The organism is Acinetobacter sp. YH01011, assembly GCF_013420785.1.
GTDB classification, from domain to species: Bacteria; Pseudomonadota; Gammaproteobacteria; order Pseudomonadales; family Moraxellaceae; genus Acinetobacter; species Acinetobacter towneri.
Window position 1 is genome coordinate 34,264 of the sequence record NZ_VOYG01000010.1, and the last position, 13,610, is coordinate 47,873.

8 protein-coding genes and 2 pseudogenes are annotated in these 13,610 nt (G+C 40.4%); 4 read left to right on the top strand and 6 right to left on the bottom strand.

The window, feature by feature from the left end; translation table 11 throughout:
• Nucleotides 1-15: 15 nt before the first annotated feature.
• Nucleotides 16-930, bottom strand: a pseudogene (locus tag FTT78_RS08245) (type II toxin-antitoxin system HipA family toxin); the annotation flags it as partial.
• Nucleotides 927-1,232, bottom strand: a pseudogene (locus FTT78_RS13535) (transcriptional regulator). The pseudogenes FTT78_RS13535 and FTT78_RS08245, both read right to left, overlap by 4 nt.
• A 237-nt stretch (nt 1,233-1,469) precedes the next feature.
• Between FTT78_RS13535 and FTT78_RS08255 the strand changes: the two are divergent.
• Entirely contained in the window at nt 1,470-2,783 is a 1,314-nt protein-coding gene (locus FTT78_RS08255) for an ATP-binding protein (protein ID WP_070153175.1), read from the top strand.
• Between the two features lie 143 nt (nt 2,784-2,926).
• Here the strand turns inward: FTT78_RS08255 and FTT78_RS08260 are convergent, their stop codons facing one another.
• The 4 genes from FTT78_RS08260 to FTT78_RS08275 are packed head-to-tail and all read right to left on the bottom strand — an operon-like array spanning nt 2,927 to nt 6,708.
• Nucleotides 2,927-4,045 (bottom strand): hypothetical protein, encoded by a 1,119-nt coding sequence (locus FTT78_RS08260; protein WP_179989052.1) that lies wholly within the window; start codon nt 4,043-4,045, stop codon nt 2,927-2,929.
• A gap of 10 nt (nt 4,046-4,055) precedes the next feature.
• On the bottom strand, nt 4,056-5,060 hold the full coding sequence (locus FTT78_RS08265; RefSeq protein ID WP_070153169.1) for a YecA family protein: 1,005 nt from the start codon (nt 5,058-5,060) through the stop codon (nt 4,056-4,058).
• Between the two features lie 18 nt (nt 5,061-5,078).
• The gene (locus FTT78_RS08270) at nt 5,079-6,428 is read right to left on the bottom strand and encodes a type II toxin-antitoxin system HipA family toxin (RefSeq protein ID WP_179994267.1); all 1,350 of its coding nucleotides are present in this window, start codon (nt 6,426-6,428) and stop codon (nt 5,079-5,081) included.
• Entirely contained in the window at nt 6,418-6,708 is a 291-nt protein-coding gene (locus tag FTT78_RS08275; RefSeq protein WP_070153163.1) for a helix-turn-helix transcriptional regulator, read from the bottom strand. The genes FTT78_RS08270 and FTT78_RS08275 overlap by 11 nt, the downstream gene beginning before the upstream one ends.
• 711 nt (nt 6,709-7,419) lie before the next feature.
• On the opposite strand from FTT78_RS08275, the gene FTT78_RS08280 reads away from it, so the two are divergent.
• Genes FTT78_RS08280 through FTT78_RS08290 form a run of 3 tightly spaced genes read left to right on the top strand, consistent with a single transcriptional unit; the run spans nt 7,420 to nt 13,553 of the window.
• On the top strand, nt 7,420-8,124 hold the full coding sequence (locus FTT78_RS08280) for a hypothetical protein (protein ID WP_094069346.1): 705 nt from the start codon (nt 7,420-7,422) through the stop codon (nt 8,122-8,124).
• On the top strand, nt 8,111-10,381 hold the full coding sequence (locus FTT78_RS08285) for a hypothetical protein (RefSeq protein WP_070153152.1): 2,271 nt from the start codon (nt 8,111-8,113) through the stop codon (nt 10,379-10,381). The genes FTT78_RS08280 and FTT78_RS08285 overlap by 14 nt, the downstream gene beginning before the upstream one ends.
• On the top strand, nt 10,365-13,553 hold the full coding sequence (locus tag FTT78_RS08290) for a tyrosine-type recombinase/integrase (RefSeq protein WP_154320135.1): 3,189 nt from the start codon (nt 10,365-10,367) through the stop codon (nt 13,551-13,553). The genes FTT78_RS08285 and FTT78_RS08290 overlap by 17 nt, the downstream gene beginning before the upstream one ends.
• The last annotated feature ends 57 nt before the right edge of the window (nt 13,554-13,610 follow it).

A 13,610-nucleotide genomic window follows, 5' to 3' on the forward strand; every position in this document is an offset into this window, starting at 1 on the left:
TGCCTTTACCCCCATACGCCAAAACTGAGCTAAATCAGCTGTGGTTTGTGCTCCACAATTGGAAATAAATTCAGCAATCTCTAAGTAGCTGGCACCTTGAGATTGTTCACCATCATAGTATTGAAGCTGTGTCATGGCCGACGAAAAATGCAGCCGCTTGTCACCGTCGCGGTCAAACCGTTTTGTTAAGAAGGTATGGTGCTGTGACGAAAATTGCCTCATCTCACTTGGAAACATGTCAACACCTGCCGCTAACGCCAATTCATAACAGACCATCTCCCACGCGCCCACATCATGGGTATCGTTTAAATTGGGAAACTTAGCAATCCACAAGTGGTCTTGTTCATCTGTGACACAAGCTTTGGGCCTTGCACCACCTAATGATGAGCCTGGAGAAATCAGCATTTTCAACCAGCGGTAATACTCGTCACTGTCGATGTTATCGTCTTTTTCAATCTGCATTGCTGCATGCTCTAGCTCTCGCAAAGAAGCCATTGGCGGCGCAGCAAATTCAGAATTGTCGTCCAAAAAAGCATTCGAGCCTGTTCGCTTAAATCGAATACCACCCATCCGGTAAGAGTCATTTACGCCCAGCAGGTAATCCAATTCGTTTAATCGACTTGTTGCTCGAATGCCTTTGCGCGCCTCAATCGCCGCACGCCGCTGCATTAAAATACGCCCCCATCTATCAGGCGATGAATCAAGAAATGCGCGGAAGCTTTTATCGACTTCATCGTTTTAGAGTACACCGGAGTGGAGGGTCAGGATGGGATCAATTTGCAAGCGATAGGCTGAGGTTAAAAATGCTTTATCGTAGGCAAAACTAAACACGCCACCTCGGCTTGAATCGCTGTAAGAAAGCAGCCCTATTAGCAAAGGTGCTTCAATTGGCTGCCAGTCGGCATAGACTTCAACGATTTCACGGCTCATCTTGAACCTTCCAGCAATTTTATGTTTTGCAGCTTGATACCCACTTCATCATGGGCGGCCATTTCTGCAAAGTTGCTTTCCATGCCAAGAACGGCCATCACCTTTAAGTAAGTGCCTATGGCAACGCCCGGATCACCGGCTAAGACTTAATTCACGGTTTTATGATCAAAACCAGTACGTTCACACAGTAGCTTTTTGGTAAAACCACGTCTTTTCATCGCCAACAGCAAGTCTTCACCAAACTGCGTCAGGATTTTACGCTGCTTTGGAAACAATATATTGTGTAAGTCACGCTTAGCCATATCACCAACCAAAGGGACTATATTCCCACTTTACTCAATATAATTGGATTTATATCCTACTTTTAGGTTTAGCTTGCGCGTTGGCCAAGGCGATGATGTGAATCCCTGAATGCCAAAGGTCATCAAATTACACTTTTATGCGCATAAAAATGTAAAATTCCGCACTTTTCTGCGCGTAAAAGTGTAGGCTGAGTTATACTACAGGCAGTTAACAGTCTTAATTGGCGGGAAATGACAATGCAGCGCAACTTACTAAACGCCCTAATAACATGGAAAAATCAACCGGTGCGCAAGCCATTATTGATCGATGGTGCAAGACAAACAGGTAAAACCTATCTGCTACAAGAGTTATTTGGGAATACCTTTGCCAACATCCTTCGTATCGACTTCCTTGAAAACCCTGCCTACAAAGAAGCGTTCGATGGCTCTCTGTCACCTGACGAGCTAGTAATGAATATTGAGTTGTTAACCAACCAAGCGTTCAACCCAGAAACCGATCTGCTGATATTAGATGAAATTGGCGAATGTGAACGTGCCGTTACCTCACTAAAGTACTTTGCTGAAAAAGCACCGTCCTATTTTGTCGCTGCCAGCGGCTCGAATATTGGTTTGCTCAACACCTTCCCTGTGGGCAAGGTAGAACAATACAATTTACGACCACTGACCTTCCAAGAATTTATTTACGCATCCAACGAGCAAGCGCTGATCAAAGCGTTTGATAGTCAAGCAAGCACACCGGCAGTACACACCAAATTGATGGACAAACTCACTGACTACTTTTTTACTGGTGGTATGCCGGAAGCCGTTTCTGCTTGGTATCAGTATAAGGATTCAAGCATTCTAGAGCGTGTTGAAAAAGTCACAAAAATTCATGCCGATTTAGTGGAAGGTTATCGCCGCGATTTTGGTAAGTACGCGGGCAAGGTCGACACCACACTGATTGAATCGGTATTTAATAGCATTCCAGCCCAGCTATCACTTGTCAGCGATGAGTCGGTTAAACGCTTTAAATTTAAGCATGTGCATGAGCGTAAATCTCGTTATAGCGATTTTGAAACCGCGATCCATTGGCTTAACTGCTGCCGCCTAGCTTTGCCAAACTACCCTATTGAAGGATTGCCGAAATCTCCGTTAGCGGCCTATAAAAAAGAAAATATGGTGAAACTGTTTTTGTTTGATGTGGGTCTGCTTAATCATATGCTCGGCAGCAGTTATAAAGAAATTAAGCAACAAAACTATGAATACAAAGGTTATGTGGCTGAAAACTTTGTGCAACAAGAGCTCACTGCCATTGGCGTTGACCCAAGCTATTCATGGAATGACGCCCGTGCCGAAATCGAATTTATTTTGGCGACCGATGAAGGCGATATCGTCCCTGTGGAGGTCAAAAGTGGTAAACGTACAAGAGCAAAATCGTTGGCATCCTACGTTGAAAAATGTACTCCAAGTAAAACCTTTAAGTTAACGGGTACACAAGGCTCATCCGCATTAGAGCAAACCAATATCGTGATGCCTTTGTATTTCACGCAGTATTTACCACAGAGATGGTAAAAGCGCGTTACTTAGACCCCGAGGTCTACACAAAGTGACTTCATAGGTAACAATTTGTAGACCTTTGGTGGGCTTACAACCTTTCAACCAACCCTCAATCGGTTTTTTGCTAACGTCATTTGGCCAGCCTATCGCCTCATCGTTTAAAGCAAATCACTCAAGCGATTTAACAGTGCTTTACGGCTATTATTCGCCACAACAAAGCGCTTAAAACGTTGTTCAAACGCCGCTTCATCAGCTTTGAACTGATAGGCCTCAAACAGCTGATGCAGATAGCGTGATGCCGCATCGTAACCACTGGCGCAAGTTCGATCCGCTTGCTCTTGTGATTGCTGCCAGTAGTGCTCACGTTGATTGTAGATATACGTCAACGCTTTTTCTTTTTCCGCTTTTTCGATAGCTAATTTTTTTGCGAGTGCTGCGGCTTGCTCTTGCTGTAATTGACTTTGCGCTTGCTCAATGAAAGGAGAAATGACGGCGGAAGTTAACCAGTATTGATAGATCTCGTCTGTGTTGACAGGTTCTTTTCGCGTCAGCGCTAAGGCTTGGTGACGGGTTAGCTGGCCTTGCTCAAACAACGTGCGTAATAGCGTGTCTTTCTCTGCTTGCGAGAGATTATGGATCCACGCATCAAGCGTAAGCTGAGTTTGTTTGGCTTGGTGACTGGGTTGTTCGCTCAGCACCATGGCGAGCGCCTTAACCAATGCTAAGGGAATATCATACAGCGCAGCAAACGACTGCTCCTCTTCCCTGAGGTGCTCAAAATCGAATTGAATTAACGGCACTCGCTCAACGCCATCATTAAAATCAAACGCTTTGAGCCACATTAAGTACACAAGGCGCCAATCCCCTTGCATTAACCCGCCGCGTAAAGCGGCTAAATGCTGGAAAAAGTCGTCAGCATGCTCATCGTCAAAATACTCATCACACTCCTCAAGGGAAAAAATCAGCAACTGCCACTCATCGTTTTCGTGAACATGAAGTCCATCACTTGAAAAGCCAAGTAACGCATCTGGAAGCGTTCCTGCTGGTAGCTTGATGTATACATCGATTGAGCCCCAATCGGCATAGTAAAAACCGATATCAAAGTATTTTAACATCAGCTCAAAAGGCTCGGCCTTTAGATCACTGTAGGTGTAATACACCTGAAAGGCCGTAGCGCTGATCTCGGCACGGCTTGAAATGGCTCTGAGTGCTTGACGTGCTTTAGCATCTAAATACCCATCCAGACGCTCAAATTTATAGTATTGAAATTCGCTCACGGTGACCTTGCTATTTATTTATTGTGAATTGAAAAGTTTGTTTTAACAAAGGCTGTACCTGAATCACTCTGGCGACTTGTTCAGCGTTTATATAACGTCTTGGGTCAATCGTTACAAATCCCCAAAACTGCAAAAATCGCTCAATAAATCGTGATTCGATGAGCATACTTAAGTTTCTTTCTGGCGAGAAGTAATCATCCGTAGGGAATACCAGCAATAGATTAGGGAAAGCTGTCATCACCTCTTTCACAAGCTGCTCCACACTGTTGTGGCTTTGAATACGCCACAGCATAAACAACCAAAAAGTGCGCAAGTCGACATCGTATTCGAAACTGTCCAAATAACCCCAGTTATATTTGCTGATAGCGGCCTCTAACATAGGTTTGAAAAAGGCCTGTATGCCTAGCGCTTGATACTGCTTTTGCGCTGATTTTTTTACATGGTAGCGGCCACTGCGCCGATAAATAATACCGCTAATTTCGGCAAGCACTCGGGTGTAGTGCAAGGCATTAAATTTGTCTTCATTGCTGCCCGAAAACTCGCTGATGCTTATACTACGTTCTAATTGAGCAACGGCAAACTCAGGCAATAACTCACTGGCCTGTTTAACCAACTTAGCCGGTAAGTTGCCTTTACTCGTGGCTTTGAAGGAGCCTTCTTGCGCCATGGCCTCATCAAGAATGAGGGCTAGATAACGCATTATTGGGCTGGCAGAAAGAGAGTCGGGAGTGCAAATTGTCACCCACTTTAATTCATCAAAAGGCGCATAAAGCCAATTGGCCATTTGCGTTGGCGTTACGCCACAAAAATCGGGATGAGGTTGATGATTGCGTTCTTGCACTTTGTGCTGCAAAGCGGCATTGAGTTCATCAAGACTCAAATTTGGGTTCATTGCCAGCATGGTTTCAACATCATCGAAGACTTGGGCATGTTGCTTGGAAACGCTGCTCATACAACAACGTTTAAATTTTTTACCACTGCCACAATGGCAAGGATCGTTTCGGCCGAGCTTCATTACTGTCCCTTCTTATTGTTATAGAAAAAGCGCTGCATTTTCTTGTTTACGCTGCTCCAATGTCTTAGCAATCACGGACATTGTTGTTTTACTGATCCCTTGTTGCTTGGCAAGATACGTAAATTGGCTGATGGCTTCTGCGACTTCTTCAATAACTTGCTTTGCATCATTCCAATTCGCAAAGCCAGCACTAGTAGCAAGTTTTTGCATCACCTTAAGCGATGGCACTTTGCCATAACCGCCGAAAGCAGTGGCGTGTTCGTTGAATGGATGTGGGCTGTAGGTAACATCGTAAAAAGGTGCAGGGTTCCATTGACCGTCATCCGCTTGCAAAAACGCCCAGTTTTTACTGTGGTCGTCTTGGTTAGACGACAGCAGGTTAAAAACGGCACGGCGAAATTGCAGCTGCCCAGCAGCAGGAGATTTACACAACTGACGGCTGGCTTTGATCAAGTCAATATAATCTAAACTTGGCGTTCGAAAGTCTGCATCCAGCAGCCCGCAAGCGCTGTGCATATGCAAGCGACCTGAACTGCGATTACCGCTTAAACGGGCCTGCTCCGTGACATAATCAAAACGCTTAAGCGCCAACCAGGCAGACGCACCGCTTGTAGTTGGTGCTTCAATGAGTTGCCAGACTGGTGGTTGGCACTTGGCAAGCTCGGCCATTTGCAAATAAACCGCTTCACACAACCCTTCTTCATGCCCGAGCGCGAGATTTTTCGAGGTAAACTTAATCAGCCAAGCCTCATCTCCAGGCTGAGCAAAGGTTCGACAATGCTGAGTTTCCCCTGCAGGCATATAAATCTGCGCCTTAGGCCTTGCTCCACCCGAACTACCACCGGCGACTAATGCGGCCAACACCTGTTGCGTATGCCCATCTAACTCATCGTGATTATCATCCATATAATCTGACATTGAAGCATCGAACAGCGTTTGTGCTTCTAAGCCCAAGGTTGCTAAATCAATGTCCGCGTATGTCGTGGCTGAAAACTCAGACACCGGAGCAAAAGACAGCGCTCCCATGCCTTTATCACCGACAAAGGCCAGTCTATCCATCGCCGTTAATTGATTAGGTAGGATGCCCTTTTGCCGGAAAATACGATCTTGTAACAACATGCCCCAGCCATCGGGCAAACAATCCCCAAATACGCCATGTACACCTTGGTGCGGCGCTTTAGGTGCGGCTTGAACTAGCGTATTCGCTTGCAAGGTAAACGGTGATAAATTGCCAAACTGCTGCAAATAGTCGTCAGTATACTGAAAAAAAACGCCTTGCCGATTCTGCGCCAAGACTCCAACAGATATCTGCTCACCTGAGCTTAGCGTACGAGTAACATTAAGCTTCTGAATCGGTTTAAAACTCATCTTTTAGCACCTCATCAATACTCATGGGTATAGCAGCGCGTTCTTTGCTAAGTTGCGTGAGCTGATAAAGCCTATCTAGCGAATCAAGTGTCTGCCATAGCAACAGCAATTGACGAAATGAAATTTGCCCGGTCAGCTCAAATTTCTTAATGGTGGCCGCAGGTACGCAGCTTCGCTCAGCCAATGCAGCGCGCGACAGCTTTGCCTGCTTGCGTAACTCACGTAAATAAGCCGCATAAGCTTGGCTTACATCGGTATCATCAAGTAAGGTAAAATTCATCCGCAAAGACCAAATGGATACAGTTATATCCATTATAGCGAAATAAAACATAAAGTGGATACTATGATATCCATAATTGCGTAGAGTGTTGAAAAAATCACTCGATAAAGCCCTTCAAAACTGCTATTTTTAGACCCTAACAGCAGCATAAGATTAACCCGTTAGGTCAGGTGGCCTAACTTAAATAAAAAAGTCTCCGACAAACCCGGTACGGTTCAGCCATATATAACTCCATCAACCTGATTTTTTACCATTCGGTTTACCTAATTAATCATCACAAAATTATGTTGGTGATTATTTGGTAAATTTTTAAAAACTTATGTGACCAAAATTAAACGATCTTAATAAACATTAATTCCAATAAAAATATTTTAAAACGTAAGTTATTGATGTTATTGTACTTATATACACAGCAATTTATACAATTTAATGTAAATTATGTTGGTGACTATTGCCAAGGTTGGGGTATTTTTATGATCTAACTTTTACTACTTTGTAGCAGGAATCACAGCCATACAATCAATCAATCCCAACCTCGGTAATAGCTTAAAAATATTACTAATAAAAATAGAACCAAATTAAATTATGCACACCAAAACTATAAATTGTGTCTACTTTTCTACACTTACACAATAAATACCGTTAGATTACTTGAAAAGTAAACAGTTAAATAGTAGAAATGTATCATAGTTATATTTTAATAATCTAAATATGTGCCGTGGAACGCGTAAACAAGTAACTTCTGAATGTTCATTTAATTTTGATAACCCCAAAATTATCTTCAAGCGAGATCTTTCTAAACTCGCATTAAACACTCATCCAGATTTTGCTGGCATTCATCACTGCTATCACATGGCCTTTCGAGCTCTACGATTAACTTCTCATTTTCGTTTAGCATCAAACAAACTCAATGTTTGGTCTATAGCAGGAATATCCAATTTCTGGATCGCTGATAATTTTGATTTGTACCTGCATCACATGAAGCTTCCGCCTTCACCTCAGGAATTACATGTATATACGTTCCCACCTGATGCCAACTTACAACAACAACTCAAACACTATGCAAGCTTTGAATTCTTAAGTTTTTTGCAAGCAAATACTTTTGATATACACAATTTAAATCCGCAGCATCTTCAGCAAGCGATCAACCGATATATTTCGACTGAAGTTTTACTCGACTTTAATCGCTTACATTCATTCAAAGCACATAAAACGCTCAGTCTTGAGGGGCTTGGTAAGTTACTCAATTTTAGCCATACACAACTCCACAATAGAAACAGAAAAATCCATGCACGTCGCCAGCATCTACTTGACGAAGTCAGCAAGCAATCAAAAGTCGTCGATCATTATTTAAATCAAAATGATTTTTCACCAAATCCAACAGATTTTTGGAATTGTTCATATGCACGAAAGTGAAACTAAGCCCCTTCCTCAACCCAAAATTTTATTATCAGACTTATTAAAAAAGCTTTTTAATGCAGAGGATTTGTGTCTTCATGCACATATTAACTTTATCGCAGATCTATTGGTTTACCATGACTGCTCAGATTATCTTAAGGGGCTTGTTCTCAGTGAGATTGAATCTGATATTTCTACAAGTTCACCACCTCGCATTCCCGCTACTCTCCAAGCGTCTAGAAAATCTAAAATTGGTGATTCCCCAATCACGTATTACATCAACAGTATTGCCAGCATTTATCATGCGCACACGGAACTACTCACCTGGAATGTGCTCGTCCTTAAAGCAGCACTATATTTATTAGCATTGCCGCAGATCAAACCAGATTTATTTGAAAAACAACATACAGAGCATCTCAATACGATTAAGCGCTTATTTCAGCGTTTCCGCGTTGCAAACAAGTCTTTTTTTGCAAAAAAAAAAGATGCTCACGCATTAGATTATCAAGCATTCTTAACTCTTAAATTCCCTGCTTTATTTCTATCATTAGAGCAATTTGTAGAGTCTGCTCTTCAACCTGAAGCAGATCAAGAACTAAATGATTTTCAGAAAAATTTCTGTGATGAATTACGTATTGCATTCAATTATGTACTAAAAAGCCGTCCAAAAATTGCCAAATCAAGTGTAGATAGTAAACTGCAATATCGTACATGGGATACCGATGGAACTATTAACGAAATCATTGAGACTAAAAAAAGTAATAGAGGTTTAGCTAATGAGCAAGCCCTTGACGAGCAAGAAGACCCCTCTGTTATTGTTCAAGCAGATCAGATTACACCACTTGCCAGACATTCTAAAAATGCCCAACGTATGGCACTTTCGTTAATTCCAAAACATATGCAACGACAAGATCATTTGCTCACTGCAAGTTGTTTACTCCCAAGTGTTTATACTATTTCTGACCTAATTACATACCTGTATCATGATGATAAAAAACATAATGATAAAAGCGTGCTCGTTGTATTACTTTGCTTAATCACAGGCGTTGGCTTTAAAGACTGGTTAAATTTTCAAAAAAGGCGTGTAAAAAGATTAAATCATCGCCAAGTCATTAAATTGCAAAGTGACCAATACTATCTCTCAACCAAATTCAGCATTTTTGAAGATGCAACGTTTGAATATCCGGAGTCACTGATCAATAACACCGTTCATTTAGATATCCCTATCCCAAATCACTTTATTGATCGTATCAAAGCAGAACCAATCATCACTGAAGATGAGCTAAAGAAAAAAATTAGAATAATAAAAGATGAAGTCAAAATTCCTCAGCTGAACTTATCAAAAACTAGCTCATTACTGCATCATGTTATTTTGCAAAAAACAGGCAATAGGCAACTTGCTGACATCATCACTGGTGTAGATGCAAGTCACTCTTCTTCAAGCTCTTACTGCCATTACAATGTAAATAAATTACAAAAAAATTATGTCAAAGTTTTATCTGAACTATGTACACAGCTCGCTGAAAATGACTACGGTGATATTGTCTATAGTGATCAGTCCATCTGCTTTGGTAGCCAAAAAGCACCAAGTAAAAATGTCATAAAGGACATCCTTTTCTATCTTTACACCAAAATTTATACGACTTCAGATAACGACTGGGTAGAAAGTTTTAATGCTTATAGCATTTGGATGTGGCATATCCTACTTTTGTTTACCGCTGCACGACCTGTTCGGGACTTTCCAGGTTTTTTGAATAATATAAGTTTTCAGCAACAGACAATTATGCTGTCTGACAAAGAGGTCGGTGGTAGACGTGGCTTTGGACGCTTGATTCCACTTTGTGCATTTCTCATCGGTGAATTAAAGAAATATCTTCGTTTCCTCGAACATATCCAACAACATTACATGGCGATTAACCGCGAAATCTCAGCCCAAATTGATGCCATATTTAATAATGAACAGCCTCTGTTAAATCTTTTACAAAATGGCACACTCACTCCGCTTACACCTTCCAATGTGCGTGACTTTCATCCTGAAGTTGGGTTAGCACATCCCAACTGGCACCGCCATACAACACGTGCCTTTCTCACCAACAAACAAATCCCCGAGCCTTTAATACTTGCACTTTTTGGACATGAAGCCTTCCAACAGGAAGCCGCACATCCATTTTCTAGTTTGTCTCTGAACCAATATCGCGCGCTCGCAACACATTTAAATGAAATGCAGGAATATTTTGAAATTATTGGAGTGAATTTAAATGTCCTCATCGCTTAAAAAAGCAGATCAACTGTTTGCCGAAAAGAAACGAGAACTTACTCGACAATTAAATGAACAAAAAATTCAAAATGAAGTTCATGCTTCACTCCGCAAATATTTTTCAGAACAGCAGTTTGATCAGAATCCACATTTGCTAGGTGATTACGGCGAGGTTTATAGCCACATCAAGAAAAACTCTACGAGTAAAAAGTGGATCAAGTTTGCATATGATTTTTTTGAAGATTACATCAAAGAGTTAAATGCTCAGCATCGCTTGGATTTAGAGCTGCCTCATGCTGTTTTAGATATTAAAAGAGATAAGCCTATCGTGACCATGAGCTGGAATGCCGATGGTCATGAAATAAATGACCTCGTACAACAGCTTTATAATTATTGGGAATTGGCTGAAAGCTGTGACTCATTCTCAAATGAGGAAATCGTGGGCAATATTATATTGTCTGCCATTCTATTTGGTGGCTTAAATGAAAAAGCTGAACTTAATGCCTTGCTTGAACACCTCAGAAATCCAGTAAAAGTACGCCATTATAAAGACCTTAATATTCTTTTTTTAGAATCCCATTCTAATCATTATGGCGATATTTTTATTGATGAATATACTGTTCGAAAATCTAGAAATTTTATTCCAGACCCCGTCACACGTCTGTGGCTAATACATTTTAATCTGAGAGATATTCGACATGTTCATCTTCCCGTAGAGGGCTATCTTGAGTATATCTTTCGAAAAATAAAGAAAAAGTTTAAAAAAAATAGCTTATCGCATTTACTTCAGCATGCTCGCTACAACTGGTTACAGCTTCCCAACGTAGATATAGATCCGGCGCTCTCTGAATGCCTCATCGGGAATTTACTCAGTTGTGGTTTACCCGAACAAGAGTTTGAGCGTTTTGTGCAACCAAAATTTAAATATAAGCATGAGCTCACTACTGAAGTCATTCATCAGTCTAAGAATTTACCTCCACAAACTGTTTATTTGCATCATGAGCAAGATGCACTAAAAGATGTACTAAAAATTCATAAAGACTTATTAAAAATTATTCGTCTTCGCCAAACAGATGCCCCAATCTATCAACTCATGATCGATTATTGTATGGAGAATGCAAAACTCTTTAATGAATACAGTAAACGAATCACCCTGTGGTTAATTAGTCTCTTTAAACCACCTCAAGAAGATATAGATCTGCTAGCTCAGAGATTTGATTTTTGCGCTACAATTTTTGCTAAAATCATTTCCAACAATAGCCAGTTAGCCAAAAGCTCAATTTACACATACTACACTCGAATTGGTGAGCCTTGGCTAATCTATTCTTTACAATATCAATTTTCTGAGGACGATGAAGAAACACGCCTGCAAAAAATATATGCACAGATTTATCAAAATAACTGTATTGCTGAAAGTCTGCTCGAAGATACTGTTAAAAAATCGGCTGCTCAAATTGTAAAAACACTCAAACGTTTTCATCAATTTCAAGAACAACTATTCGATGCCCCAGCATTCACTTTAGAGACGCTGGATCAACAAACCAGACCACGCACACGTATTATCAGCCCAGTCACATTTCAACTGTTAATCAAAAAACTTCAACAAGCACATCTACAAAATATCATCTCTCAACATGACTATGAAAATCTTAGTCTTATTTATACGCTTGCTTACAGAACTGGGATGCGAATTAATGAAATGATTGGTTTACGTATCAAAGATACTGAAGGATTAAACAGAATATCATTATTGGTCAAGCCATATGGGTCAGAAAAAATAGGCAATGAACACAGATTAAAGACTGACAGCGCGCAACGTAGCGTGCCCGTGTATTGCTTACTCAAAGCATCTGAGTATCAACAATTTCATCAATATGTTGTCAAACAGCGGTTAACAAAAAAACCGAATGATTATTTATTCAGTCAGTTCAATGAGAATAAGAAACTCAGCCAGCACATGCTGACTGCACCCTTTAAAAATTTTATGGATCAGTTATTCAAGCAACATCACTATACATTTCATTCATTTAGACATTCTGCAGCAAATCATTTAGCATTAATTTTTAAATGTGATTATCATTTTTTGTCTGATAGCCTCACAGACTATACGGAAGTTGAATATAATCAGCTCAGGGCTGAGTTATTACGTAATTCAATTGATCAAAATCATTGGATTATCATCGCACATCTTTTGGGGCATCTCGAACCCATCGAGACCTTTAAAAGTTATATTCATGTAGCTTACTTTATTGCAGGTTATCAATTTTCCAAATATCGCCCATTACTAAGCAATGGTTTGGTTAAGAAAATGCTGGGGATAAGCAATTCAACACAAGAGTTACATTTTCTAAAATCGCTCAATGATCAGTCTGAATTCAATTTTGAAATGCATGCTACAACGCTCTGTAAACTCCTTCTAAACAATCAAGAAAAATGGATAGCGAGCAATGCTCACACACTACATGCAGAATTAGAGGTAAATCAAACGCAAGAACATTGTATTTTTGACTATTTTGTCGCGACTCCAGAATCTAAAATCGATCTTGATCTATTTTATAAGGCACTCTGCTTATTAGAGTTATACAAATATGATACGGAGCGCGTAGCACAAGAACTTTGCCTATCTCATGAGCTCATCAAGTATTGGTATGACAATGCAATCCAACTCAAACAACTTAAATCTAGAAAAAACAATCCAAGACTTTTTCATATAACCGAACTGCAATACATCAAACCGTCAATGATTGATACTAATGAGGACCTTTTATTGGTCACACATTTTTTTAACTATCTACAAGCCTGCTATCAAAAGTCACCTGAAAATATTAGGTATGTCTTAGAATTCTTTATTAATCACGTAACTGCTTCACATACAGGTTTACATTCAACGCGGAAAAATATTCAGAATCTGGAAAAATTCTACTATGCGGCCAAAGATCTGTTTCCTGCCAACATGTGGCATTTACTTGGAATAGATATGGTTAATTTTTTAAACAAAGAAATTACGCCGAATCTACTCAAACTTGCCAAGGCAAATCAGAAACTAGAAGGTTACCCAACAACAAAAGAAAATAATGCACGCTTACAGCTATATTCCTTAAAACAAGGCAAAGCACTACCGGCTTTTAAATTTTGTTTACATCTGGCTTGCATTGGTAGGCCTGCTCAATTGCAGTTAGAAATAAAATGACTTCAATAAATCATCGTAACGGATACTGCTTAACTCTCGTGCTACACCTAAGTTTTA

What these genes read in the sequence shown, in the direction of transcription:
- FTT78_RS08255 (WP_070153175.1), top strand. Translation starts at nt 1,470, where the DNA reads ATGCAGCGCAACTTACTAAACGCCCTAATAACATGGAAAAATCAACCG.
- FTT78_RS08265 (WP_070153169.1), bottom strand. Translation starts at nt 5,060, where the DNA reads ATGAAGCTCGGCCGAAACGATCCTTGCCATTGTGGCAGTGGTAAAAAA.
- FTT78_RS08270 (WP_179994267.1), bottom strand. Translation starts at nt 6,428, where the DNA reads ATGAGTTTTAAACCGATTCAGAAGCTTAATGTTACTCGTACGCTAAGC.
- FTT78_RS08275 (WP_070153163.1), bottom strand. Translation starts at nt 6,708, where the DNA reads ATGAATTTTACCTTACTTGATGATACCGATGTAAGCCAAGCTTATGCG.
- FTT78_RS08280 (WP_094069346.1), top strand. Translation starts at nt 7,420, where the DNA reads ATGTGCCGTGGAACGCGTAAACAAGTAACTTCTGAATGTTCATTTAAT.
- FTT78_RS08285 (WP_070153152.1), top strand. Translation starts at nt 8,111, where the DNA reads ATGCACGAAAGTGAAACTAAGCCCCTTCCTCAACCCAAAATTTTATTA.
- FTT78_RS08290 (WP_154320135.1), top strand. Translation starts at nt 10,365, where the DNA reads ATGTCCTCATCGCTTAAAAAAGCAGATCAACTGTTTGCCGAAAAGAAA.